Here is a 26,004-nt window from a genome sequence, read left to right as displayed (position 1 = left end):
AAAAGCGGGACTTCTGCTGTGGCTGTTTCACAACAAAAGTCTCGCTGCTTGGTTACGTACCGGATGACCTTCTGTCATCGCGCTGACGATATCGTAAACGCCTGTACTGGCGCCAACTACTCCCTTTTATTTCCATACGGCATATTTTTCAACACGCCAAGTATATAAAATTGTACTATCCAAAGAATACCAGACATCAAAACTGCTGTCAATGGAAACCGGGAATTAAGAAGCCTCTTCAAACTGCGAATTATACAGATCTGCATAAAAACCATTTTCTTTCAGGAGTTCCTCATGAGTTCCCTGCTCAATAATATCGCCGTCTTTCATTACCAGAATCAGATCTGCATTCCGAATGGTGGATAAACGATGGGCAATAATAAAACTTGTTCTGCCCTGCATCAGATTATCCATAGCTTTCTGAATCAGGATTTCTGTACGGGTATCTACAGAAGACGTTGCTTCATCCAGAATCAAAATACGATTATCTGCAAGAATCGCTCTTGCAATGGTCAGCAGCTGCTTCTGCCCCTGTGATACATTGCTGGCATCTTCATTCAGCTCCATCTGATAACCGCCGGGAAGGGTCTGGATAAAATGATGTGCATGAGCCGCCTTTGCAGCCTCTATTACTTCTTCGTCCGTAGCCTCTAGGCGTCCGTACCGGATATTTTCCATGATCGTTCCCTTAAACAGCCAGGTATCCTGAAGCACCATTCCAAAGGCATCTCTTAAATCCCGCCGGTTATAATCCTTTACATTATGTCCGTCTACACAGATGGAGCCTTCATTTACATCATAAAAACGCATCAGCAGCTTCACCATAGTAGTTTTTCCGGCGCCGGTAGGTCCTACAATAGCAATTTTTTGTCCCGGTTCCACATGAGCGCTGAAATCATTGACAATGGTCTGGTCTTCTTTATAACCAAATTTTACATGATTAAAATCAACGTTTCCTTCAATATGGTCCATAGCAGCCGGGTTTTTCGCAAACTGATCTTCTTCTTCCTCTTCTAAAAATTCAAAAACACGTTCTGCAGCTGCTGCCATAGACTGCAGCTGATTGACAACCTGGGCAATCTGCTGAATCGGCTGAGTAAAGCTTCTGACATACTGAATGAACGCCTGAATTTCACCCACTGTAATAACACCGGAAATACATAAGAATCCGCCGGCAATGGAAACCGCCGCATATCCAAGATTGCTGACCAGCTGCATCAGCGGCATCATCATTCCGGATAAAAACTGGGATTTCCATGCGGATTTGTACAGAACTTCATTAGTATTATCAAAACGCTGAACCATTTCATCTTCTTTGTTATATGCCTTAATTACCAGATGTCCGCCATAGGACTCCTCCACCAGACCATTGATGTGGCCCAGATATTCCTGCTGGGTGCGGAAGTGTTTCTGCGACTGCTTTACAACCAGCATAACCACGCATATGGAAACCGGAAGAATAACAACTGCAATCAGTGTCATCAGCGGTGAAATGCTGAGCATCATCACAAGCACACCGATAATCGTTGCAAGTGAGGTAATAATCTGAGTAATACTCTGGTTTAACCCCACCCCCAGTGTATCCACATCATTGGTAATTCTTGAAAGCACCTCTCCATAGGTGCGGCTTTCAAAATATTTCATGGGCATACGATTGATTTTTTCAGAAATCTCCCGGCGCATCCGGTAGCAGATCTTCTGCGTAACCCCTGTCATAATAAATCCCTGCAGCAGTCCAAAGGCAGCAGAAATCACATACAACGATAATACAATCAACAGTATCGTGGCAATTTTACTAAAATCAATGCTTCCTACTCCCTGGATTTTGGCCATCAGACCGCTGGCCAGCTCTGTCGTTGCCTTACCAAGAATTTTGGGGCCTAAAACATTGAATACGGTAGAACAGGCCGCAAAAATCATAACTATGATAACCGCAATTTTATATTTTCCAATGTACTGCAATATTTTTTTAATGGTTCCTTTAAAGTCTTTGGCTTTTTCCGCCGGAGCCATACCGCCGCCGAAACCACCCGGCCGTTTTGGAGGTCTACTGTTTTCACTCATAATTTACGCTTCCTCCTTTCCATGCATACCCATCTTTAGCTCTTTTTCTGAAAGCTGTGATTTTGCAATCTGCTGATAAACCTCGCAGCTTTCAAGCAGCTCCTGGTGGGTTCCTTTTCCTGCAATCCGTCCTTCATTCAACACAATAATCTGTTCTGCGTGCATAATGGTACTAATACGCTGAGCAACAATAATCATTGTGCGGTCCTTCACTTTTTCTGACAAAGCTTTCCTAAGAGCCGCATCTGTTTTTAAATCCAGCGCAGAGAAACTGTCATCAAATACAAAGATTTTCGGATTTTTAGCAATAGCCCTTGCAATTGCAAGACGCTGCTTTTGCCCGCCGGACACATTGGTTCCTCCCTGGGAAATCTCGCTGTCATACTTCCGTTTCTTTGTCTCTATAAATTCCGTTGCCTGAGCAATTTCGGCTGCATTCTGCACCTCTTCGTCTGTAGCATCTGTATTGCCAAACCGCAGATTAGAAGCAATGGTTCCCGAAAACAAAATGCCTTTTTGAGGTACAAAACCGATTTCCGCTCTAAGCTCCTTCATGCGCAGCTGCTTCACATCCACACCATCCAGCGTGATGCTTCCTTCGGTCACATCATATAAACGCGGAATCAGATTTACTACCGTTGATTTTCCGCTTCCGGTACTTCCAATAATCGCAGTTGTTTTTCCGGGCTCCGCCACAAAGTCGATATCGTGGAGAGCATCTTCTTCTCCTCCCGGATACCTGAAATTCACGTGATGAAATGCAAGCAGCCCTTTGCTGTCTGTCAAAGCCGCAGGACTTTCCGGATCTAAAATCGTACTTTTTGTAGTCAGAACTTCATCAATACGTTCTGCTGCCACGCCGGCTCTTGGAAGCATAATAGACATCATGGTCAGCATTAAAAATGCCATAACAATCATCATTGCATATGTGATAAATGCTGTCATAGCTCCAACCTGCATCACACCGTCATCAATTTTCTTTGAGGCAACCCACATAATTAATACGGTAATACAATTCATCAAAGCCATCATACCCGGCAGCATAAACGCCATAACCCGGTTAGTAAACAATGTTGTTTTTGTCAGATCTTTGTTTGCTTTATCAAAACGCTTCTCTTCGGTATCTTCCCTCTTAAATGCCCGGATAACCTGAAGACCTGTCAGGATTTCTCTAGAAACCAGATTCAAGTTATCCACCAGTTTCTGCATTGCTTTAAATTTCGGCATTGCAATAGATACCAATAGACCTACAAATCCTACAATTACAACAACTGATAACGCTATAATCCATCCCATATGTGCTCCGGTCTGAATTACTTTCACAACGCCGCCGATTCCAAGAATGGGGGCATATAAAATCATTCGAAGCAGCAGGGCAGATACAAGCTGAATCTGCTGTACATCATTGGTACTCCTTGTAATCAGGGAAGCTGTAGAAAACTGATTCATCTCTGCATTAGAAAAACCAAGTACTTTCTTGAAAGTTCCGCCTCTTAAGGTTCTTCCGATACCGGCGCCGATACGCGCCGCAAAGAAGGATACTAAAATCGCACATGCCACTGAAACAGCGGCAAATCCCACCATGGTAAATCCTTCTTTCCACAAATAAGATTTCTGAATATTATCTATATTGATTCCCGCAAGTTCATCACAGTGAACCGCATAAGCAACGCCTGTTGACTGCATGGTGGAACTTCCCATGGCATCAACCATTTTTTCCATAGATTCCCGCATCTGCATAACACTGTCCTGATTCATCTGGCCTGAAGCCATCATTCCCTGAAAAACAGGCCGCATATCCACGCAGGTCATCTCTTCCATTTCCCCGTCATCATTTTCCTTTTCCTGCACAAAGGTTTCCAGCTTCATTCCTGACTGCTGTCCAATCTGCTCAATGGACAAATCTTTTAAAGCTGCCGGGTCTGCTCCCTGAGCCTGGGCCAGATACTCCTTAAAAGTCTCCTCATCTACCGCTGACATCTGATAATTTAAAACCAGCGGCACTGCAAGGGATTCGTCCAGACTGCCAAGTGTATCCCCATCCTCCTGTGTACGTTCATACACGTTTCCATCTGCCTTATAGCTGTCATCCCAGTCTTTTGCTTCCTGTTCAGTCATAAACAGCTTGGCATATTCATATTCTTCTTTTGTGATTTTTTCCGGAAGAATATGCTCTACTCCTTTATTCTGGATGCCCACATCAATAATATCCGCCGTATAGGTGGGCAGTGACAGGTCGCAGAAGGCCTGCACAATCAACAGCAGAATAATGACAATAATACTCTTCCAATAAGGCTTCATGTTTTTAAAAATCTTAAACATCTTAAACGTCCTTTCTGCCTAATTCTTCCTTATACAATTCTAACTCTCTTTTTGAAATTTCATACAGCTGATGCAGAATCTGTATCATTTTTTCAAGCTCTTTCTGATCCATTTTCTGTAAAATACGCGCTGTGACCTCTGACATTTTACGGCCCACATTATCCAGTTCTTTATTGCCCGCCTCTGTGAGTTCCACCTGCATATTTCTCCGGTCCCGGCTGTTTACGGTCCGGATAATCCATTTCTTTTCTTCCAGAGTTTTTAACGTTCTAGAAACTGCCGAGGGCATAACATCCAAATGCTTTACCACATCTGATACTTTTGCCCGGGCTCCCTCATCGTCTGTCCGGGACTCATTCTCATTTGTCCCGCACCTTGCAGAGCATCCTTTGATTGCCTTCAGGGTAATAAACTCTCCCTTTGACATATCCTGGAATAATACGGAAAAATTCAGCTTGTGAAACATCTGTAATGCTTCCAGTATTTCCATATTGTTCCCGTCCATTCCTTTCACCACCTTAAGATTGATGTCCAATTAGTTAACATCGTTAATTATTGGCATAGTAAAGAATATAACACACACTAACATCACAAGCAACAACTTCATACTTTTTTCACATTTTATAAATCTCCGTTTCTCTTTTGAGAAACTGCACAATGTGGAACAGGCCCCTTGCCTAAAAAAATCCATGCAGCGGTTTCCCGTTACATGGATTTTTCTTTGCCGGAAAATACCGGTCATCATTACAGCTCTTTTAGCAATTTTAATGGCTCCTTTTATTTTTGCAAAAATACAATTATCTTTTCATCCGACCGCTCCGGCGCATAGATAAAGTTCAGACGGTCAAAGCCTTTCACTCTTTCCAGATCTTCGATACCATTTTCCGCCATATAGCGCACCATCTCTCCTCTTGCCATCTTAGCCAGTGTACCTTTCTGTATGACTTTTCCTTCTTTCATCTGACCGAACACTACTGTAATGAACATTATTTCCGGCTCCAGATACTTTTCAATGCACCTGCTGTATTCTTTAGAGGCCAGATTCAAAATACAGTCTGTCTCTTTTGCAAGGCTCTCATACAGGCTGCTCCCCCAGAACTCATACAGATCTCTGCAGCCGTCCACTCCGGCCTTCGCCTGCATTTCCAGCCGGTAGGGAACTACTCCATCAAAGGGATTTAAGATTCCATAAAATCCTGATAAAATCCGCAGGTGATCTTGCAGATATTGAAGAGAATCCTCATCAAGCACTCCGGGAGCCATGTATTGATACTGAATCCCTTCATAAGACAAAACAGCCGGGGTCAAAGCACGTGCCAGCTCCATCTGCTGTATCCGCTGATAATTCAGATCTGTCAGTTTGTCATTGCATTTCCACAGCTCTTTTGCCTGCTGCCGGGAAAGTCCCTGCAGATAGGAGAGAATTTTTTTCGTCCTGTGAAGATACACCGGCAGTCCCTCCACAGCCAGCGTATCCGTATCTGTATTCATTTTTTTCGCCGGAGAAATAATAATCTTCATTTGTCTGTTTCGCTTTCCTTTGACATTTTAGATTATTATACAGAAACTCTGTGGAATTTACAAATCCTGCACAATATGAGCGATGACTTCATTTTTTTACACTTCTTTCCTGACGCCCGCCGCACCAGTCTTAATGGCAGCCTCTCTGACAGCCTTTGAAACATTCTTTAAAACCCTGGGATCCAAAAGTTCCGGCACAATATGATCTGCTGTTAATTCTTCTTTTGAAACCGTATCCGCAATCGCCAGAGCCGCCGCCAGTTTCATCTCCTCATTAATTTCCCCTGCCCCCACATCTAAGGCTCCCCTGAAAATTCCCGGAAAAGCTAAGACATTATTAATCTGATTGGGGAAATCGCTTCTTCCGGTTCCAACTACCGCCGCACCTGCTGCTTTTGCAAGATCCGGCATGATTTCCGGAACCGGATTTGCCATAGCAAACACGATAGCTCCCTGATTCATCCGCCTTATCATATCCGCTGTCACAACCCCCGGCGCTGAAACTCCCACAAAAATATCCGCACCATCTAATGCATCTGCCAAAGAGCCATGCCGCAATCTGTGATTGGTTATCCCAGCTATTTCCATCTGCGCCTGGTTTAAAGATTTGTCATCTCTGGCTATGATGCCTCTGATATCGCACACAATAATATTTTCAAACCCAAAACCATGCAGCAGCTTTGCTGTTGCAATCCCTGCAGAGCCCGCCCCGTTTATCACTACCCTGCAGGCGTGTTTCTCTTTTCCTGTCAGCTTTAATGCATTTATGATACCGGCAAGAACAACCACCGCCGTTCCATGCTGATCATCATGGAATACTGGGATGTTCAGTCGTTTTTTTAATTTTTCCTCAATCTCAAAGCATCGGGGTGCGGATATATCCTCAAGGTTAATTCCCCCAAAACTTCCTGCTATCTGGACAATGGTTTCCACAATTGTTTCTGGATCCCTGGACTGGATACACAACGGAAACGCATCAACATTTCCAAGCTCCTTAAATAACAGACACTTTCCTTCCATCACAGGCATCCCCGCTTCCGGTCCGATGTCTCCCAGGCCAAGCACCGCTGTCCCATCTGTAATAACAGCTACCAGATTATTTCTCCTTGTAAAATCAAAGCTTTTCCTGATATCTTTTTGAATCTCAAGGCAGGGCTGTGCCACTCCCGGCGTATATAAAACAGCCAGATCTTCCACTGATTCGATCTTTGCCCGTGAAACCACCTCAATCTTTCCCTTTAATTTATAATGCCGCTCCAATGCGGCTCTTTTCAGATTCATATCAATCCCTCCCATGAGCGCATCCCACCAGTTCCGAAAATGACTCTATCTGATTCTGCTCACAATATTGAATCATTCCGTCCAATATCCTGGCTGCTGTATCGGGGTTGATAAACAAAGCACTGCCAATTCCAACCGCCGATGCCCCTGCCATCATCATTTCTATCGCGGCCTCCCAGGTATAGATTCCTCCACTGGCAATCACAGGAATGTCCACCGCCTGGTAAACGTCCCAGGTTTTCAACACTGACTGGGGGAGAATGGCAGGACCGGATACCGGAGCTTTGATATTCCCCACAGCGGGTTTTCTGCTTTTAATATCAATATGCATTCCCATAGGAGTGCTGACCAGATAGACTGCCTCAGCGCCTGCCTCCTGAATCGCTTTTGCCACATCGCAATAACAGGAAAAATTTGTGTTCATTTTTCCAATAACAGAAACGGAAACTACATCTTTGACTGCCTTCACAACCTGATACATGGTTTCTGGCAAAGCGCTCATCACTCCGCCCCCATGAGCAACATTGGGACACGCTCCATTTACCTCTACAGCTGCGATTTCATGTTCCCCGCAGCTTTGTGCAATTTTTTCTGCCACAGCTGTATAATCTCTGATTTCATTTCCGCCAATGCTTATTATAATCTGATCCGGCCGGCAGGTTTTTTTAATCTGCGGCAGATGCTCTTTTATAAAAACTTCGATCCCCGGATTCTGCAGGCCAATGGATGTGAGCATCCCGTTATCTACTTCACAGATTCTTGGGGGCTTATTCCCAATTCTTGGTTCAGAGGTTACCGTTTTCATGGAAAATGCCGCAATTTTACTGATATCCGTATACGGCTCTAACTCATATCCATGGGCTGCGCAGCCTGATGCACACAATACCGGATTCTTTAACTTTATCTTTCCTAACAAAACTTCTTTATTCATCAAATATGATCTCCTTACTGTTAAAAACAGGCCCATCCTTACACACGCGTTTATATGTAAAACCATCCCCGATACGAACAGGAACCGCACAGCCCAGACAGATACCGATTCCGCATGCCATCTTTTCTTCCAGAGACAAAAAAGCACTAATCTCTTTCTTGGCAGCATAACGCTGCAAAGCAAAAAGCATCTGTTTTGGACCGCAGGCGCAGATAAAATCTCCTGTAATCCCTTCTGTTTGTATTGCATCTAAAACAGTTCCCCTTGTTCCAAAGGAACCATCCTCTGTAGCAACTACAACCTTTGCATATTTTTCAAATTCCTCTTTTAAGAACATGCTGCCGTCACGATATCCAAGCGCCACAGTCACTTCCCCCGGCAGCTGTTTTGCCAGTTCAAGCATAGGTGGAATGCCGATACCTCCCGCTGTCAGCAGCGCCCGCCCCGGAAGTATGTCATAACCGTTTCCCAAAGGTCCAAGCACTGTAATAACATCTTTGCATTTCAGTTTTGAAAATTCCTCCGTTCCTTTTCCCGCCACACGGTATACAATTCTGATTCTTCCATTTTCTCTGTCAATTTCGCATATACTGATGGGTCTTCCCAGTTTTCTGCTCTGGTCCTGGCAATATAAAATTAAAAACTGGCCAGGGCCCGCCTCATCTGAAATTTCTTTACACAACATCCACATACTGAAAATCCCTGGCACAAGCTCCTGTTGTTCATACACAGATGCCAGACATCTTTTTGCACTCATATCTTTCCTCCTTCACCTGTTGTCTTTATTCTCTGCTATTTTTATTACCGGCTGTTTTTTGTTTTATTTGGGATTCTTTACCCCTATCATATCCCGGTATCTGTCTTCATTATATTGCCCTGACCTCTTCTTTCAAGCTACACATATTTATTATTTCGTTTCTGAATGTATCCTCCTGTATACAGAAATATTCATTGTCTGCAGGTACCCTTTTTCCCTCATTCCCAGCCCTCTCCGATTGAATTTAAAGACGGTACTTGATACAATATATAAAATTGGTTTTACATTTTACGCTATATCTTTAAAAGCAGGAAAGAACAGGCTCGGAAAGGAAACATGGAATGATGCTGGAAAAATTATTAGATATAAAGAAAACAATGGGTGACAAAAAACAGATCGGAGATCTGCTTTACTCTACATTAAGAGAGGGCATTGCACACGGTATCGTTCCACCTGGGTACCGCCTGAAAGAAGAGGATCTGGCTGATTTATTTCAGGTAAGCCGCACCCCTGTAAGAGAAGCTGTTAAACGGCTGGAATATGAGGGCTTTATCACATCTGATGCTCAGAGAGGCTCTATCGTACGGCAGTTTGAACTGGACGAATGTCTGGATACTTTAGAGGTTCTAGAATGGCTCCGGGCTCTTGCCATTGACCTTCTAGAAGGACGGATTCCCCGGAGCATCCTGATGCAGTTAGAAGCCAACATCAAAAAAGGATGTCTGCTGACAGATCCCAAAGAACAGTTTGAAAATAATCTTGAATTCCACGCTCTATTAATCCGGGCAACAGGCAACACTGAGTTAATAAGAATCACAGGCCGGCTGGAATTTCGGGAGCGAACCATTGCCAATAACATTCTTCTTTACAGTTACGACGCTAACTATGCCAGAGCCCACAGGGATTTACTGACCGCCATAATTGAAAACGATAAAGAATATATTTCAAATTATAAAATCAATAACAAGGATAAGGTAAATAAATATATGAATATGCTGATCAGTCATTCCCTTTATGATAAAAATTCCCACTGAGTCAAATAAAAATTTGATAAAATTGTATAAGGCTGCTGCCGGATCCCCTTCAGATTCAGCAACAGCCTTTTGGCAGCAATTATTTTTTAATTTTCCAGTTTCCTTAAAAGTTCATCGGCTGTCCGGACCGCAAATTTTGGACAATCCCCTATATATTTCACAGGATCCAGCAGATCATATATTTCTTCTTTGGATAACACCTCTGCAACTTCTCGTACTTTGCACAATTCTTTTGCAAAATTCTGATGCTGGTAAATGGCAGTTACCGCAATGTTTCCCACTATCTTATGGGCATTCTGTTTCCCGATTTTTTCTCCCAGTACCAGCATAACATGTTCTGACTGGGTCAGTCCTCCAAGGCGGTTTAAGTTATGAAACATATTCTCCTCATTTACCACCAGCGTATCTAATAATTCACAGCTTCGATCCATAATCTCAGCTGTATACAGGCAGATCTGCTCCATTTTTGTCCGCTCACCGATAAAGTGCTGCATATTCCGCTCATGATCCACCATCATAAATTCCATAATTTCTGCCGATGCATACCGCAGATGAGATGCTTTGGCAAGAATATGCTGGGTATTGGTTGGATTTACTTTATGAGGCATAGTAGATGAGCCCACACGGTCCTTCCCCCAAACTTCAGAAAGCTCTCCGTATTCTGTTCCCATCAATGAATAGATCTCTCCGGCAATCCTTCCAAGGCAGGTTCCCATAAGCCCCATTTGAGCGGCAAATTCTCCATACCGGTCTCTGGATGCATGCCAGCAGATATCGGGTATCTGAAGGCCCAGTTCTTCTGCCATAAGTTCCTGAATTTTCTCTCCAAATTTTCCAAAAGAAACCATAGAGCCCACTGCCCCGGACATCTGAAGTGCCAGCACACGCTTTCTGCTCTCTCTGAGCCGCTCCAGACAACGATATAATTCACTGGCCCATACAGCCGCCTTATAGCCAAAAGTAATAGGCAGCGCCTGCATATTATGGGTCCTTCCCATCATTGGTGTATCCGCATATTTTCGCGCCATTTTGCAGGTCGCATTTATCATATTCACAAGAGTATTTTCCCCCAGGTCTAAGGTTTCTTTTACAGCCAGAACCATTGCCGTATCTATAATATCCTGTGTAGTGGCTCCTAAATGGATGAATTGTCCTGCCGGACCGTCTATAGCTTCCTCCAAAAGCCGAAGCACGGATACCATGGGATGACCTGTTTTTTCATAAATTTCATCATACTTTTCCATTTGCAGATGCTCTATTCCTGCATGATCTGCAATTTCACCAGCCATTTGTTCCGGAATTATCCCAAGCTTTGCCTGAGCGGATGCCAGCGCCTTTTCCACCTTAAGCCAGCGTGTAAAAAGTCCTTCTCTGGAAAGTATATTCTGCATTTTCGATAACATTTTTTCCATTCTGCTTCACCTCAAAACGGTTCAGTGATCGTTAACTGTATTCAAGTCTCGCTCCCGCCGCTGATACCTGCTTGTTACTTACCACCTATAGAGGCGGGAGTCATCTCACATCTGATATATTTTCCATATCCCGGTTCACAGTCCACAACTCCGTCACTCATAACAACCCGTCCCCGTACTACAGTCTGGGTCACCTGTCCATGGACTTTTCTCCCCACATAAGGTATTGTCTGTGTCTTTGTATAGACCCTGTCGTTTTTAGTAATTTCCCACTCCTTTTTCAAATCCACAATGGTAAAATCTGCATCTGTTCCTACAATATTAGAACCCTTCCGGGGATACAGCCCAAATGTTTTGGCACAATTTTCAGAAGAAATTTCAACCAGCTTCTGCAGCGAATAGTGTCCCTCATTCACATGACTTACAAGAAGATGTCCGTAATAATCCAGCATGGCAAAACCGGCGCTGGTATGAAGCGCATCATCAGGATTATATTCCTCCGGCCGGCAAGGCGCATGATCAGACCCAATCATATCTATGGTTCCGTCATTAATTCCTTCCCAGATTTTATCAAGATCCGGAGCTGCATCGTGATTGATATAAATAAACCTCTGATTTTCAATATCCCAGATTTCATCTGAGGCATGAATAGCAGGCATATATTCACAGGAAGATACAATGGTCATCTCTCCCTTTTGTTTTAACATACGTACCAAATCAATATATCCAGGCATCCAGCAATGCATTGCATACCACTTTAATCCAGCCTTTTTCGCATAATAGGACAATTGATAGGCGGCCCCTGTCATTTCTTCATCACTGTACCATTTATGCCTTACATTGCGAAGGTTAACTTCCTTTCCCTGAGATCTGACTTCTTCCACAGCCGCATCAAAAAAATATTTATCAAACGGATGTACCGAACAATATTTGTCATTGGCTGCACAGTCTTTAAAAGCTTCATAGATGCGGTGGGTATCTAACGTTCCCGCTGTGGTGTTATAAGGATATGTAGCAACCTTCTCGAAAATCTTAAACCACATGGTTCCCGCCTCCGCAATCTTTTTTACAGATGCTGAATTTCCAAGCGGACTTCCAATGGGATTGAAGTCTACAATTGCCTTCTCTTTTCCTGCATCAACCTGCATCATATAGGCATCAAAATCTGACGGCACCGGCTTTGTATTTGGCTGGGGAAAAACAAGTGTGATACCAGAATGGGCGGCCGCACAGGTTCCTGTATAATAGTCCTCCTTCTGGGTCAGCCCCGGTTCTCTTAAATGACAATGAGGGTCAATAAATCCCGGAAGCACATGTTTCCCTGATGCATCAATTATCTTTTTTGCTTCCACTTTCTGTTTTGGCTGTACTAATGCCGCAATTTTTTCGCCCTTCACACATACTGTCAAAGGATAGAAATTTTTATCCTGGTAGACCAGGCCGTTCTCTATCACTAAATCATACATTTTTATTCTCTCCTAATTTTCTCTGCATCTATTCGCATAAATCCATCTGTTCTATCATTTTTACTTATCAGCTGTTCTATGCCGACACACCGCCAGCCAGCGTAATGACATTATTAACAACCATATATAATACTACCCCATAGGATACAAGCAGACCGCATGTAAATCCCACGGATACCTTATGCTCTCCCATTTCATCCTTTCTGTTCAGAAGCAGAATTGTCATCAGGCCAAGAATCGGTGTGTTGATCACCCCGCCAATCTGCGCAAAGGTAAGGAGCTGTGCCGGTACCCCGCCATATGCAAATACAATTGCCAAGGCAAACAACAGCATTATAATCGAGACAATATTCTCTGCTTTGTTTTCCATTCCTGATTCTTTATTCAAAGCCTGAAGCAGCAGATTAATTCCAAGCTTCGGTGCCATCATCTCAGAAGACAAAGCAGCAGATAAAAATGCAATGCCAAACACAGGTCGGATAAATGCTCCCAGCAATCCGGAAAGCCCCACCGCTAAATCCATACCGGTTCCAATGGGCTGACCTGGAAATAAATTGGCTCCTACAAAATAACATGCTGCAGATATAATACCGATTACAAGAACACCCCCCACAACATCTGCCATTAAGCCGCCTTTTTTAATATCTATCAATCTATAGCCTTTTTCTTTTACAAGAGAAGAGCCATAAGCTACCGTTCCCAGAGATGCTGTAGTTCCCATCAGAGAAAGCATCATTGCCTTTGATCCTGCAGGTATCCCAAACAAATGATGTGAAACAGTTCCGTCGTATTCAATCCCCAGAGTGGCAAAAAATGAGATAGCAAAAATAACTACCATAATAACAACCAGCACTTTCATGAATACTTCTACTTTCTGGTACAGACCTTTCATAAAATATAAAAGTATGCAGATTACAACCCCAATCACAGCTCCCGCTTTTAATGGAATAAACGGGAATAAAATCAAAAACGCCAGGCCGACTCCAATTACATTGCCGATTCCATAGACACACTGTCCAATAAATGCAAAAACTCCCGCCAGAATTGCCCACACTGCTCCATATTTTTCACGAATTCCCACCATAACAGGCTTTCCGGTTACGACGGTATATTTATTCATGGCAAAGGTAAAAATTGCCCTGAAAACAAGAATAATTACAATCCACCAGCATAACGTATAGCCAAAACCGGCGCCGGCATTTGTAAAAGATACAATAGAGCCCGGCCCTATACTTGTAGCTGCCAAAATCATCCCCGGTCCAATGGCTGCCATCAGATATCTGAAACCTGTTTTTTCTGTGGTACAATTTTCCATACAAATCTTCCTCCTGTTAATATTTTAATAAAACCCAAGCGCTTTGTTTTGTTGTGTATATTATAATTTAACAAGAATCATATGGGGAACTATTCATTTATATACATTTCATTGCAGTAAAATACTGGTGTATACAAACATATTCTTTATTAATTTCTCCATTAGCCAGATACAGCTTTGCTATAAATCTCACACATTGCTCTAAATCTGTACAAGAAACAGAAAGGTTTTACCCTGCGCAGCAAAAAACCAGATCCGGTTTTCACCGAATCTGGTTTTTCACACACAATCTTTTCAATTTTCAAACTCTCTATCTATTTCTCAAAAATTACTAGGCGTATATCTGACAGTCACAATAAGAACCATTCTGACTTCTTCCAGAATACGATACACAACTGTATAATTTTTTACAAACAATTGCCTGTAACAGCTATTTGAATAACTTCCCGTTTTACGGACAGCACCTCTATACGGCATTACTTCCAATTCCAGGATAGCATTTTCCAGCATAGCTGCCATATGACCAGCTGTACTAACTTCCTTGAACTCATCCATAATGTGACTATAAATACTCTCAAGATCTCTCAATGCTTTTGGCATTAATTTCACTCTGTATTTATCCAATATGCTTCCTCCTAAGCTCTGTCAGTGCCTCCCTGGCATCAAAAAGAGCCCCTGTTTTTTCATACTCTTCCTCCGCCTCTTTTATTTCCTGATCAATTACATGATTTTCAGCAATCCGTTCATAGGTTTCTATACTCATAACCACTAAATCTCCGTAACCATTTTTTGTAATAAAAATAGGCTCTTTTGATGCATGGCATGCATCTGATATATCATTTGTATTTCGTAAATCTGTAATGGGTCTGATCTGTGGCATAACCGCACCTCCTTATGTACATAATTTTAACATAATTATGTACATTTTGCAAAAAATAATACCCGGCATCTTCCAGCAGCCAGCTCGGTCGCTTACGGCACTTTTCATCTTCACCACAGTATATCTCTCCGCAGAGCATTTTTATACACTAGGAACAACGTTTCCTAATTGTAAAAGAAAACCAGATCCGGTTTTTGCCGAATCTGGTTTTTTTCATGAGGCATCGGGGATTCGAACCCCGGACAACTTGATTAAAAGTCAAGTGCTCTACCAACTGAGCTAATACCCCGTAAATTCAAGTCTCGCTCTTGCGAGACTTGGTGCAACGTATATAAGGTGGATACAGGGATTCGAACCCTGGGCCTCCAGAGCCACAATCTGGCGCGCTAACCAACTGCGCTATACCCACCATAAAAAATCTTTCACTGTTTTATTTTTCCGAAACGTGCTTGGAGGGATTCGAACCCCCGACCCACGGCTTAGAAGGCCGTTGCTCTATCCAGCTGAGCTACAAACACATATTATACAATTACAGAAAAATAAGCGGGTGATGGGAATCGAACCCACGTATCCAGCTTGGAAGGCTGGTGTTCTACCATTGAACTACACCCGCATACAATCGGGGTGACAGGATTCGAACCTGCGACCTCCTGGTCCCAAACCAGGCGCTCTAGCCAAGCTGAGCCACACCCCGTTCTTTAATTATTCTGCGTCATCTGCACAACGCAAGATATATTATATGCCAAAATTGCAAAAAATGTCAACATCTTTTTTTATTTTTTTACATTTTCGGCCGAGAATATGACAAAGCCTCCGTATCCTGGAATGAAACCAAATGTATACCTGTCCTTATCTATTTATTATGTATAAAATTATCCCACAATATACCGAATCTCAAATTTATCCGTTTTCCCCTGATTTAATTCAATCACTCCATAAGAGGGTGTTTTCCCAAGAGGTCGGGGAAATGAAATACTCCCCGGATTCATCAGCGTAATCCCATGGTATTCTTCCAGCAATGGCTGATGTGTATGACCGAACAAAACAATATCAGCATTAAAATCCGCCGCGGCTCTATATAATTTCTCTTTACCGGAAGACAGACACATATGATGTCCGTGCAGCATTAAAATCCTGCGGCCTTCTGCCTGAACCAGCATCTCCTCATGTAAATTGGTAAGACTGTCCATATTCCCCTTCACCATATCTATCGGGCAGGATGTCAGCTGACAAATCTCCTCTTCTCCGCCTTCTAGATCTCCCAGATGAAGGATACGGTCTACTGACTGTTCAAAGGCAAGAGCCCGTTTCAGATAATCATGTCTTCCGTGGGTATCACTTACAACCAATATTTTCATAAAATGAAATCCGTCCTTTTTTATTCCGCTATTCTAATCTGCAAATTTAAAGATAATCTTTTAATACCTCTTTCATGGCTCTTAACGCGTTCCCTCTGTGGCTTCTGTTATTTTTCTCCTCCGGAGACAGCTCAGCTGTTGAACAGTCAAGATCCGGAACATAAAAAATCGGATCATATCCAAATCCATGCTCTCCTGCCGGCTCCCACCCGATATACCCTTCAATAGTTCCTCTTACCGTTACCGGTTCATATCCCGGAATCACCGCGCAGACAGCACACACAAACCGGGCAGTACGCTGCTCCTTAGGCACGCCTTCTAATCTGCCAAGTAATGCCTTATTCTTAATTTCATAAGAAGTGTCTTCTCCCATATAACGGGCGGAATAAACTCCCGGCTCTTTATTCAGATAGTCAATTTCAAGGCCGGAATCATCGGCAAGAACAATATCATCACAATGTTCTGCCACTGCCTGAGCTTTTATCCTGGCATTTTCCTCAAAGGTTGTTCCGTCTTCCACAATCTCTATATCAATTCCCGCCTCTTTCATAGTTACAATCTCTGCACAAAGATCTGCAAGAATCATTTTGATTTCTTTTAACTTATTCTGATTTCCGGTGGCAAATACAATCCTTTTTTTCATAATTCCTGCTGTTTCTCCTTCTTACGTAAAATTACTTTTCTTTCTTTTTTTTCGGCGGTTTCGGACCCAGAAACTGATAGTAATAGGTTTTCAGCATTCCGTTATACAGCTTTCGGTTTTTATCCGCTTTCCTGCCAATATAACGTTCCGCCTCTTCATAGGAGGTAATCACATATTCCGACCAGTCATCCAGCCGAGAAAAAGCCTTCCCCATTTCTTTGTAAAGAGCCGGCAGGGCATCCTTTTCTTCCAGACGCTGGCCATAAGGAGGATTCGTAATAATAAATCCGTATTTTTTGGGATGATTCAGCTGCGCCACATCCCTCTGCTGAAAATGTATCAGCTTCTCTACTCCTGCTCTTTTTGCATTTTCTCTTGCGGCTTTTATCACATCCGGATCAAGATCATACCCTTGGATATCTGTTTTAATATCCAGGTCAATCATCTCCGCTGCTTCCTGCCGGCACTCCTTCCAGAGCTCCTTCTCTATCAGATTTGTCCAGTTTTCCGCCAGAAATTCCCGTTTCATTCCCGGAGCTATCCCGGCAGCCATCATCGCCGCCTCAATGGGAAATGTTCCACTGCCGCAGAATGGATCCACTAAAATCCGCTCCCGGCGCCACGGCGTCAGCATAATCAGCGCTGCCGCCAGCGTTTCGCTGACCGGAGCTTTACTTGTCATGGTACGGTAGCCTCTTTTGTGGAGGGACTCGCCTGTTGTATCCAGTCCTATAGTTACCTGATCCTTCATTAGAAAAATCCGAATGGGATATGAGGCCCCATCCTCATCAAACCATTCTTTTTTATATATGTATTTCAGTCGTTCTACAATGGCTTTTTTTACAATTGACTGAATATCTGAAGGACTGAACAGCTTACTTTTTACAGAGGACGCTTTGGCCACCCAGAACCTGGCATTTTCCGGCAGATACTGCTCCCATGGAATAGCCTTGACAGCTTCAAATAGTTCATCAAAAGTTACTGCCTGAAAACTTCCAGTCTTTAACAGCACCCTTTCAGCTGTCCGCAGAAAAATATTAGCTCTGCAGACAGCCTCTGAGTCCCCCTCAAAAGTTACTCTTCCATCCTCGACCTGTATAATTTCATATCCAAGATCATATATTTCTTTTTTTAAAACTGCCTCCATCCCAAAATGGCACGGCGCCGTTAATTCAAATAGTTTCATTCATCTTCTGCATGAAATCAAGTCCATGCTTCCCCTCTTTTGTCTCATGTTTTCTGCTGTTTTCATGTGAAAAAAGTCAGAATTTATTTAATCATAACGGTTTCTTCTTCCGCTGTCAATCAGCATATATCTGCCATTCCCGGTAAGCTTTTAAGCCTCCTGCCAGAGCGCAGATCTGGTATCCTTCTCTTGCCAGCCTTCTGGCCGCCTTCAGACTCATAATTCCCCGGTCGCAGTACAGCAGATAAAGCTGGCGTTTATCAGACACTGCTGCAAATCTCTCCAGTGTGTCATACGGAACATTAACAGCTCCAGGTATATGATCTTTCCGGTATTCACCTGCACCTCTTAAATCAATAAGGATTCCGCCTTTCTCATTTTTGTAATAGTCCAGCTCCTTTGCCTTCATCATACAAATATTCATCCTTACACTCCAGTCTGTATGTCAAATAAAAAAGGTCGCTTTTGCGACATGACTCCGCTCCGCCGCAGTGCGTTCCACAGCGGAGCGTTTTTTTGCTCTATAGGAATCGGTACTTTCCAGCTTTATCACAACACAGTATTTCCTATAGAGTAAAAAACAGGCTACAAACTGTAACCTGTTTTTTATATCATATTCAGTTGTCTTAAATGTGTTATCTGCAGTTTGAGGAGTTTTTGTTTGAAGCTTTGTTTTTACTGCTGTTTTTGCTGTTATTTTTGCTGCTGTTTTTTCCGCAGTTCTGAGAACTGTTTTTCCCGCAGTTGCTGCTGGAATCAGTATACTCATTTGCTTCATATTCTGTTACATAAGCGTTTTTATTTGTTTCTGAATTTTTTGCCATTTTGAAATTGCCTCCTATCATAAATTACGTTCCTATTATTTCTCAAATAGAATGCAAATATTCATACATTTTGTTTGCAATTTCAATTGGAATAGTATATAATGCATTTTGAAAAGAATTTTACCTTCAAAAATTCTTTTTAGTTATACCCCTTATTAATTATTTATACTCCCCTCATAGAAAAGACCAATGGCTCCCCCATTGGTCTTTTCTCTTTTATTTATTCTTTTACAGGAAATCCCTCTGATTTCCTTATAGCTGTTATCCTCTGCGAAGTCCCGGAAAAAGTGTTGATAAAATTACAAATACCAATAATACCACACCAAGAATAATTAACGTCCCGTACCAGGAATTTAACTTTAATCTGCCAAGGCGGATATCCCAACCTTCATTTTCCTTAAATTCCGCATGAAGCCCGTGCTCCGGATTTTTTATCTCTGCATTGATTTCTTCCGCCGTTTTTGGATGTTTTTTCTCCTCTTCCTTCCGCTGCTGTTTCTCTCTTTTTTCATAAGATTCAACAATCAATTTACAGATTAGTACAGGATCGCCAAGTTTGCGCAAAACCTGTTCCTCGGTTTTATTTTTTCCCATTTCTTCTATAATATAATTTCTATATAAATCCAATTGATGGGCAATCTGCTCCTGCGTCAGCTTTCCATCTAATTCCATTTTTAAAACATATAAAAAATCTTCCATTTTAGCATCGTTTCTCCTGAGAATTTTATAAGTGAATGAGTGAAAAACCCCTCATATTGCTTTATATGAGGGGTTGTAACACCAGTATAATGCAGAAATTTTAAATTTTCAAGATCTATTCACTTTAAGTTGTATCCTCCATTTACTTAGATACTCCCAGTCTTGACATCAAAGCCTCCTGTAATATTTTAGAAACGTTTAAATGTGCTGCCTCAGCCTCTTTATTTAACCAATTCGGCAATGTCACATTTCTTCTTACTGATCTATTATCATTCTTTCTCTGATATTCTAAAAAATCAATATCTACATAAGAAACAACAGCTTCTCCTTCTTCTTTAAATACGGACTTTTCCAGATCAATCTCATTTAAGTCAGAGGGTTCAGGAATAGCGATATTACGATCAAGAAATGAAATTCCCTTTAATCCAATAGCATCTCTTGCCATATCAAATGCATCAGGCATATTTTTTCCTTCTGTTAAAATTTCCAAATCCGGCACCTCAACCAATACTCCGGAATCTGCGGCAGTAAAAATAACAGGATAAATTTTTTTCATTTCACACCACACCTTTTCTTTTTATTTTTATCTATGTGTACTTTTTAAGATTATATTTTTATAATCCCCATTTTTTTATAATAGCTTTCGCAAGTTGTTCATTTATTTCCTTATGTCTAGGGATTTCTTCTGTATCAGAACCTCGGACATAAACGTCATGGCTCCTTCCGTGCCGTTCAAATTGAAAACCGGCCCTTTTCAATTTCTTTACTAAATCCCTTTGCTTCATTCCCTCCTCCTTATTTTAACTAAATTATACACACTATACACATTATTTTCAACTGATTTATAAAATATTTACGTTCCAACTAATTCAAGTCCCGCTCTTCTGCCGCATAGCTTTTGATTACACTCTGCCCTCTGGGTGTCCTGTTAAAATCGAAATCAAAAGTCTACAATTAAAGTATCAAAAAAACAGGAGGTAACAGTAAATGAGATTCAGAGAATGTGATGCATTATTAAACCGCAAATCCCTTGTATTAGAAACCGGTGTAGAGAGACTTGAAAGCGGTGGCATGCACGTAGCTGTCAGAATGTGCTTAGAAAACTGTACAGCCGAAATGCTGGAATGGTGGTTTGGATCTGAGTGTGATACAGACGGTTATCGTCTATGGCACCCCGGAGCACACAAATATTCCACCTGGGGAGAATATGAACCCGATCATGTACCTGGAAATGTAATCGGAACAACTCATTTTATCAGAGAATCCCTGGGAGCATCAGAAGTAATGGAAATGCAGTTAAAATATCTTGATCCCCGTGAATTATTTGGTGAAAAACTGGATGAAGCAAAAGCACGCGGTGATGCTGATGTAGTACTGTATGGCTGGGCCTGCCCCGGAAAATGGGACGAAATTTCAAGAAATGAAAAAGGCTACCCCGCTATGATGCAGTATGTTGGTGTAGGGCGGAATACAGCATACGGACTTGTCCTCAGAAATCATTACTGGCTGGGAGATGAAATGAATCTGCCGCGCGAGGAAATTGAAAAGATGGTATCAGAAGAATTTGCTTTATATCTTATGGAGCATGATTCAAATGAATTCCACATCCTTGGAAAAGCAATTCCTCCCTGCTATCTTCGCGATAACTGGGAAAAACTTGGAGCTCCAGAGCCCTATTCCGTATCAGATCCAAAAGCTCTGACACTGAGTCCAAAACTGTTTGCATAGTAAACAGAATACTTATAAAAATATCAGATACGAAACCAGTTATTATCAATAAAATTGAAGCATAAACTTACCCAAAGAAAATACAGCATAATAGCTAAAACACTGTTATGCTGTATTTTCATCAGTTTATGTAAATAAATTCTTTTTTATTTTTCAATTCTATTACTTAAAGTCAGTTGTTCATAAAAAATCATTCCTCCCAGAAATTTACACATTTCCATAAGATTTATTTTATCCTCATTTTCCAGCCAGTAAGAATACGCTGCAATGGCACTCATAGCAGTTGTTTCCAAAACAAGATCTTCATTTTCATAATGTACGTTCTGTCTTTTCCAGCGCTCTTTAAAGTGACCAATAATAATCTTTTTCCAGCTTTCAATAAAGTAATAATCCGGTATTTTTCCCGCAAAGGCACGAAAATACATATTATTCAATTTTATAAATAGCAGTGTATCCATAAAAATGGGAAGCACCTCCCCCCTCTGATAACTGCTGAAATCTGTTTCAGAAAACTCGTCATAAATAGTCAGAAATCCATTTATCAACTCTTCTTCAATCTCATCGGCTACCGAAGCGATATCTGCAAAATACATATAAAATGTATTTCTGGAAATGGGAATACTGCTGCATAATTCCTTAACCGGAACATGATGAGTTTTTAATTTGCAGCATAATTCAGCATATTCTCTTTTTATAGCTTCTCTAGTATAAAAACCCTTTTGTTTTTTTCGGTCAAGCGGCATCCTGATACTCCTTTATATATTCTGATTATTCTAACCTTCACCTATCCCCTTTTTCCCCGAAATTCTTCTATAAAACTCTCCGCAGCCGGATTATTGATGTTTTCACTCCAGGCAAGAACCACAAATGGTGCAGATGTCATAATCTCGTCCTCTTTCAGGGGCAGAAATTTCAACGCCGGATTATAAGAACCTATGCTTTTCTCATAGGTAAAGGATACTCCAAGCCCCGCCTCCACAAGAAGTGTTGCCGTATCAATATCCGGCACGGTACGAATCTTCGGATAAAATCCATATTTTTGACAAAACTGTACCGGACCCCCAAAAGCATAGTCATTATCATCACCTGACACAATGATAAATGTTTGGTTCTTAAACTTCTCCGGCCAAAAACAAGGCTCATCGGAAAGGGGGTTTTTTGATGAAATCAAGATCCCTTCTTTCATATCCTCGATCACCTTATATTTCAGAGAAATAATGTGATCCAGCGCAAAAAAGTAGCTGATAATACAATCATAGGTCCCTTTTTTCAATCCCTCCAGAAGCTGTCCAAAAGACCCTCTGGACAAATCAACCGCACAGTCAGGATGTTTCCTTGTAAAATCATGGAAGTTCTCCTGCATCACACCGTTAAGGGTAATATCATCCAGTATTCCACAGGAAATATGCCCGCTGATTCCCTGATAGATTCTCTGTGTATTCTGGATGGTCTGCTGATAGTCCCTGTATATATCCGATAACCGGTTTTTAAAATATTCTCCGCACGTTGTCAGGCGGACATTTTTATTGTCGCGGAAAAACAGCTGAACATTCAATTCTGTTTCAATGGCCACAATCTGGCGGCTTAAAGAAGAAACCGAAAGATTCAGTTCCCGGGCAGTATTTGTATAATTCAAATTTTCTGCCAGCTTCAAAAAATATTTCATTTGCTGAATATCCATCTAATCCCCCTTCGTATTCTAAAGCAGTATGATTCGACCTTTTCTTTAGTATAAATAAGCTATATCTGCATTGCAAGAAACAAGACATACATTCCCGTCTATGCAACACCACTGCGGCTTTTTAGCAGTACAATCATATTATTCTAATACAGGAGGTTTTTATCATGAGATTTGAAGAATGTGAATCTTTATTAAGTATTGCCCCGCTGCCGCTGGAAACCGGAGTGGAACGCTTATCAAGCGGCGGTCTGCACATTGCAGTTATGTCGCTGCTGGAAAATTGTACCTCTGATATGCTGGCCCACTGGTTTGGTATGCAGCCGGATACCGACGAATACCGTTTATGGCATCCTGGCGCTCATTTATATTCTGAATGGGCAGAAATCCAGCCCGGACATAAAGACGGGTGTGTTGAGGGTACCACACACAAAGCACGGGAAATGATGGCTGGTTCTGCTACAGAAGCAACACTGATGTATCTGGATCCTTATGAGCTCTTTGGGGACAAACTGACAAAAGCAAAAGAACAAGGCGAGGCGGATGTGGTTCTCTATTCCTGCTGCAACCTTGGAGACTGGGATAAATGCATCCGTGATCCAAAAGGGCGCCCTGTGGGAGGGCAGTACGTCGGCGTTGGCCGGGATACCCCTTACGGTCTCGTGCTTCGGAATCATTACTGGCTTGGAGATACTCTGGAGCTTCCACCAGAGCAAGTAACAGCTATGTTCCCCATGGAAATCGGCCTGGGCGTTATGAATCATGATATGAACGAATTTCATATTCTGAATAAAGTGATGCCTTCTTATTATCTGAGAGATCACTGGGAAGAGTTAGGGGCACCGGAACCCTTTGCAAAATCAAAACCCTGGGGAAGCAAAACCACTCCCCGGATTTTTGCCTAATTGTAAAATCAGCTTTTCCAGATCTTGATTCAAATAAGATAAATGGCTCCGGGCACAGCCCGGAGCCATAATTGCTCTATTAATTTCAAGTCTCACAAAAGCGAGACTTGGTGCACGATTCGGGTCCGCTTTGCTGACAACATTCTATTCCAAATCGCTGCACCTCCTGGCGGAGCGTATATTATTTTTTCTTGCCCAGCTGCGCAAATACCAGTGCACAGATCCCAAATACGGCCATCAGAGCAATAATACCTATCATCCATCCCTGAGTCATCGTTATCGCTGCGATCATATCGTTCCCTCCTGATACCTGAAATTCTTTTTGTGATTAATCTTCTTTCTCTGCTTCTTTAAACAGTTTTCCGATAAAATATCCGGCTATGGTAATTCCGAATACCATAATAACACTTTCGATTACAATACGAGCTACCATACAGATGCGCCTCCTTTTCCTTCATTAACAAGCCTTCTGCTCTTCCTTGGACAATTTGAAAAATCCCGGTTTGGACCCCGGCAGAACCGCAGTCAGTAAAAGTCCAAGAACAACAGATATAATGGTACATAAATATACCTGATGGAAATTCATCATGCCGAGTTTATCCTGCAGTCCGCAGGTAATCCATAAAATATTTGCAATCCATGACACAATATATGTAATAACCGCTGCCTTTGTATTTCTCTTCCAGCAAAGTCCGATTACCATCATAACGAACATTGGTACGCCCCAGGTGAAAATCCAGTTAATGGTTGTAACAACTGTTGGCTGGAAATTACTCAGTACAATTGCAAGAACACCAACGATTACGATCATAATCCGCATAACAATTGTTTTTTCTTTCTCTGAAGCTTTTGGCTTATACAAGCCGCCGTACAGATCGTATGCAAAAATCGTTGCCGGACATAAGGACGTCATTGCGAATGTGGAAAGCAAAGCGCCCAGGAATGATGCACAGATTAATGCAACTACCCAGTGAGGCAGTACTTCCAGAATCATAGCCGGTGTCATCATCATAGCGCTTCCGCCGATTTTAAAGTAGCCCAGAGCCAGTGCTGCCATTCCAAGAAGCGCAGGAATAATACAGAAGCATCCGTTTACCGGGCCAGCCAGCCAGATAGATTTCTTTACTGCTTTTACATCCTTTGCTGCAATACAGGTCTGCAGTCCCATCTGAGAAACGCCCTGGAACATAGAAGTACAAAAGATCGTAGGAATTGCAAAGTTGATTATCAGATCTTTATTTCCAAAAATATCAAGCATCCAGCCCTGTCCATTATTGCTGAGATTTGCAGCCACATCTTCCCAGCCATTACCTGGCAGATATACAAACATTGCAATCAAAGCTACAATCAATGCCACATACATAAATACCGCATTAATCATATTCAGCCAGGACACCTCTTTCATACCGGCAAGCAGCACGTAAAGAATACCGAAAATTCCGCCTACAATCGCTCCCGTTGTATAGGACCAGCCGGTGCAGGCAACAAATGTAACTGCTATGCACTGTGTTTCCAGACACAGACATCCAAATACCAGGGGCCCCATAACGCAGGCCGTAAGAATCCTCATTTTACCGCCAAATAATTTTCCAAATAAATCAGGGACGGTATCTGTACCGATTTTTCTGACCCATGGTCCTGTAATCTGTGTTATAACAATCATCATAACGGTACATGCGATTCCAAACCATATAGAGATCGCTCCCATGGCGTACGCATTTTCACAGGTTCCCCAAATATGCGCCGAACCAAGCATGGTCAGTGCCAGAGTTACTCCAACCTGTGCTGTGGGGAGGCCTTTACCGGCCAGAGCAAAATTCCCTTCCTCTCCGGCTGCCTTATTTTTCCTTGAGATAATCAACCCCACTCCAACAACTGTAACAATTTCATAAATAATAACAAATGCTAAAATTCCCCAGTTCATAACCTCACCTTACCCTTTCTCTGTGTTTTTAGCTTCTTTCATTATATTCCTGCTAAATTCCACTGTATAATTCCCA

General features: G+C 42.1%; 26 protein-coding genes and 5 tRNA genes. 3 read left to right on the top strand and 28 right to left on the bottom strand.

Annotated features, from left to right (window positions below; all coding sequences use genetic code 11):
• Positions 1 to 225: 225 nt before the first annotated feature.
• The 7 genes from OCV88_RS08305 to OCV88_RS08275 all read right to left on the bottom strand — a co-directional run bounded on the left by OCV88_RS08305 (position 226) and on the right by OCV88_RS08275 (position 8,876).
• Positions 226 to 2,064 carry an ABC transporter ATP-binding protein gene (locus tag OCV88_RS08305; RefSeq protein WP_158425047.1) on the bottom strand — a complete coding sequence of 613 codons (1,839 nt, stop codon included), beginning with the start codon at positions 2,062 to 2,064 and terminating at the stop codon, positions 226 to 228.
• Between the two features lie 3 nt (positions 2,065 to 2,067).
• On the bottom strand, positions 2,068 to 4,386 hold the full coding sequence (locus tag OCV88_RS08300) for an ABC transporter ATP-binding protein (RefSeq protein WP_158425046.1): 2,319 nt from the start codon (positions 4,384 to 4,386) through the stop codon (positions 2,068 to 2,070).
• 1 nt (position 4,387) lies between these two features.
• Positions 4,388 to 4,891 carry a MarR family winged helix-turn-helix transcriptional regulator gene (locus OCV88_RS08295; RefSeq protein ID WP_158425045.1) on the bottom strand — a complete coding sequence of 168 codons (504 nt, stop codon included), beginning with the start codon at positions 4,889 to 4,891 and terminating at the stop codon, positions 4,388 to 4,390.
• Between the two features lie 272 nt (positions 4,892 to 5,163).
• Positions 5,164 to 5,907 (bottom strand): peroxide stress protein YaaA, encoded by a 744-nt coding sequence (gene yaaA, locus OCV88_RS08290; protein WP_158425044.1) that lies wholly within the window; start codon positions 5,905 to 5,907, stop codon positions 5,164 to 5,166.
• Between the two features lie 96 nt (positions 5,908 to 6,003).
• The gene (locus OCV88_RS08285) at positions 6,004 to 7,188 is read right to left on the bottom strand and encodes an NAD(P)-dependent malic enzyme (RefSeq protein WP_158425043.1); all 1,185 of its coding nucleotides are present in this window, start codon (positions 7,186 to 7,188) and stop codon (positions 6,004 to 6,006) included.
• Between the two features lies 1 nt (position 7,189).
• Positions 7,190 to 8,119: a dihydroorotate dehydrogenase gene (locus tag OCV88_RS08280; RefSeq protein WP_262591024.1), complete on the bottom strand. Its 930-nt coding sequence runs from the start codon at positions 8,117 to 8,119 to the stop codon at positions 7,190 to 7,192.
• Entirely contained in the window at positions 8,112 to 8,876 is a 765-nt protein-coding gene (locus OCV88_RS08275; RefSeq protein WP_158425041.1) for a dihydroorotate dehydrogenase electron transfer subunit, read from the bottom strand. Before OCV88_RS08275 ends, OCV88_RS08280 begins: the two co-directional genes overlap by 8 nt.
• Before the next feature lie 341 nt (positions 8,877 to 9,217).
• Here OCV88_RS08275 and OCV88_RS08270 point away from each other — a divergent pair, with 341 nt between their 5' ends.
• The gene (locus tag OCV88_RS08270; RefSeq protein WP_158425040.1) at positions 9,218 to 9,910 is read left to right on the top strand and encodes a GntR family transcriptional regulator; all 693 of its coding nucleotides are present in this window, start codon (positions 9,218 to 9,220) and stop codon (positions 9,908 to 9,910) included.
• 86 nt (positions 9,911 to 9,996) lie between these two features.
• Here OCV88_RS08270 and OCV88_RS08265 read toward each other — a convergent pair whose 3' ends face one another.
• The 18 genes from OCV88_RS08265 to OCV88_RS08180 all read right to left on the bottom strand — a co-directional run bounded on the left by OCV88_RS08265 (position 9,997) and on the right by OCV88_RS08180 (position 20,478).
• Complete coding sequence (locus tag OCV88_RS08265; RefSeq protein ID WP_158425039.1) at positions 9,997 to 11,322, bottom strand: class-II fumarase/aspartase family protein; 1,326 nt, start codon at positions 11,320 to 11,322, stop codon at positions 9,997 to 9,999.
• 74 nt (positions 11,323 to 11,396) lie between these two features.
• Positions 11,397 to 12,788: a dihydroorotase gene (locus OCV88_RS08260; RefSeq protein ID WP_158425038.1), complete on the bottom strand. Its 1,392-nt coding sequence runs from the start codon at positions 12,786 to 12,788 to the stop codon at positions 11,397 to 11,399.
• Between the two features lie 76 nt (positions 12,789 to 12,864).
• Positions 12,865 to 14,103: an Nramp family divalent metal transporter gene (locus OCV88_RS08255; protein ID WP_158425037.1), complete on the bottom strand. Its 1,239-nt coding sequence runs from the start codon at positions 14,101 to 14,103 to the stop codon at positions 12,865 to 12,867.
• A gap of 321 nt (positions 14,104 to 14,424) precedes the next feature.
• On the bottom strand, positions 14,425 to 14,727 hold the full coding sequence (locus tag OCV88_RS08250; protein ID WP_158425036.1) for a type II toxin-antitoxin system RelE/ParE family toxin: 303 nt from the start codon (positions 14,725 to 14,727) through the stop codon (positions 14,425 to 14,427).
• Positions 14,720 to 14,983: a type II toxin-antitoxin system Phd/YefM family antitoxin gene (locus OCV88_RS08245; RefSeq protein WP_158425035.1), complete on the bottom strand. Its 264-nt coding sequence runs from the start codon at positions 14,981 to 14,983 to the stop codon at positions 14,720 to 14,722. Before OCV88_RS08245 ends, OCV88_RS08250 begins: the two co-directional genes overlap by 8 nt.
• A 216-nt stretch (positions 14,984 to 15,199) precedes the next feature.
• Positions 15,200 to 15,272: transfer RNA gene (locus OCV88_RS08240), tRNA-Lys, on the bottom strand.
• 46 nt (positions 15,273 to 15,318) lie between these two features.
• Positions 15,319 to 15,392 (bottom strand) — tRNA-His (locus OCV88_RS08235).
• Positions 15,393 to 15,427: 35 nt separating this feature from the next.
• Positions 15,428 to 15,501, bottom strand: a tRNA-Arg gene (locus OCV88_RS08230).
• A gap of 24 nt (positions 15,502 to 15,525) precedes the next feature.
• Positions 15,526 to 15,596: transfer RNA gene (locus OCV88_RS08225), tRNA-Gly, on the bottom strand.
• A gap of 6 nt (positions 15,597 to 15,602) precedes the next feature.
• Positions 15,603 to 15,677: transfer RNA gene (locus tag OCV88_RS08220), tRNA-Pro, on the bottom strand.
• Between the two features lie 178 nt (positions 15,678 to 15,855).
• A complete protein-coding gene (locus tag OCV88_RS08215; RefSeq protein WP_158425034.1) occupies positions 15,856 to 16,341 on the bottom strand; it encodes a metallophosphoesterase family protein in 486 nt (161 codons plus the stop codon).
• Between the two features lie 46 nt (positions 16,342 to 16,387).
• Positions 16,388 to 16,984 carry an XTP/dITP diphosphatase gene (locus tag OCV88_RS08210; protein WP_158425033.1) on the bottom strand — a complete coding sequence of 199 codons (597 nt, stop codon included), beginning with the start codon at positions 16,982 to 16,984 and terminating at the stop codon, positions 16,388 to 16,390.
• Positions 16,985 to 17,015: 31 nt separating this feature from the next.
• Positions 17,016 to 18,170, bottom strand: coding sequence for a THUMP domain-containing class I SAM-dependent RNA methyltransferase (locus tag OCV88_RS08205; protein WP_158425032.1), 1,155 nt, complete (start codon positions 18,168 to 18,170; stop codon positions 17,016 to 17,018).
• A 115-nt stretch (positions 18,171 to 18,285) separates the two neighbouring features.
• The gene (locus tag OCV88_RS08200) at positions 18,286 to 18,582 is read right to left on the bottom strand and encodes a rhodanese-like domain-containing protein (RefSeq protein WP_262591020.1); all 297 of its coding nucleotides are present in this window, start codon (positions 18,580 to 18,582) and stop codon (positions 18,286 to 18,288) included.
• A gap of 223 nt (positions 18,583 to 18,805) precedes the next feature.
• Entirely contained in the window at positions 18,806 to 18,994 is a 189-nt protein-coding gene (locus tag OCV88_RS08195; protein WP_158425030.1) for a hypothetical protein, read from the bottom strand.
• 261 nt (positions 18,995 to 19,255) lie between these two features.
• Entirely contained in the window at positions 19,256 to 19,693 is a 438-nt protein-coding gene (locus OCV88_RS08190) for a DUF1700 domain-containing protein (RefSeq protein WP_158425029.1), read from the bottom strand.
• 142 nt (positions 19,694 to 19,835) lie between these two features.
• On the bottom strand, positions 19,836 to 20,249 hold the full coding sequence (locus OCV88_RS08185) for a type II toxin-antitoxin system HicB family antitoxin (RefSeq protein ID WP_158425028.1): 414 nt from the start codon (positions 20,247 to 20,249) through the stop codon (positions 19,836 to 19,838).
• Positions 20,250 to 20,307: 58 nt separating this feature from the next.
• Positions 20,308 to 20,478, bottom strand: a complete 171-nt coding sequence (locus OCV88_RS08180; RefSeq protein WP_158425027.1) for a type II toxin-antitoxin system HicA family toxin — start codon at positions 20,476 to 20,478, stop codon at positions 20,308 to 20,310.
• 202 nt (positions 20,479 to 20,680) lie between these two features.
• On the opposite strand from OCV88_RS08180, the gene OCV88_RS08175 reads away from it, so the two are divergent.
• Positions 20,681 to 21,421: a DAPG hydrolase family protein gene (locus tag OCV88_RS08175; RefSeq protein ID WP_158425026.1), complete on the top strand. Its 741-nt coding sequence runs from the start codon at positions 20,681 to 20,683 to the stop codon at positions 21,419 to 21,421.
• A gap of 146 nt (positions 21,422 to 21,567) precedes the next feature.
• Here OCV88_RS08175 and OCV88_RS08170 read toward each other — a convergent pair whose 3' ends face one another.
• Positions 21,568 to 22,164: a hypothetical protein gene (locus OCV88_RS08170; protein ID WP_158425025.1), complete on the bottom strand. Its 597-nt coding sequence runs from the start codon at positions 22,162 to 22,164 to the stop codon at positions 21,568 to 21,570.
• 41 nt (positions 22,165 to 22,205) lie between these two features.
• Positions 22,206 to 23,102 carry a LysR family transcriptional regulator gene (locus tag OCV88_RS08165; protein WP_158425024.1) on the bottom strand — a complete coding sequence of 299 codons (897 nt, stop codon included), beginning with the start codon at positions 23,100 to 23,102 and terminating at the stop codon, positions 22,206 to 22,208.
• A 164-nt stretch (positions 23,103 to 23,266) separates the two neighbouring features.
• Between OCV88_RS08165 and OCV88_RS08160 the strand changes: the two genes are divergently transcribed.
• On the top strand, positions 23,267 to 24,004 hold the full coding sequence (locus tag OCV88_RS08160; RefSeq protein ID WP_158425023.1) for a DAPG hydrolase family protein: 738 nt from the start codon (positions 23,267 to 23,269) through the stop codon (positions 24,002 to 24,004).
• A 457-nt stretch (positions 24,005 to 24,461) separates the two neighbouring features.
• Here the strand turns inward: OCV88_RS08160 and OCV88_RS08155 are convergent, their stop codons facing one another.
• Positions 24,462 to 25,928 carry a sodium:solute symporter family protein gene (locus OCV88_RS08155; protein WP_158425022.1) on the bottom strand — a complete coding sequence of 489 codons (1,467 nt, stop codon included), beginning with the start codon at positions 25,926 to 25,928 and terminating at the stop codon, positions 24,462 to 24,464.
• Positions 25,929 to 26,004: the final 76 nt, after the last annotated feature.

Source organism: Brotonthovivens ammoniilytica (assembly GCF_025566885.1).
GTDB lineage: Bacteria > Bacillota > Clostridia > Lachnospirales > Lachnospiraceae > Brotonthovivens > Brotonthovivens ammoniilytica.
Note: the sequence above shows the minus strand (reverse complement) of the source record. Positions and strands in the feature narration are given on the sequence as shown.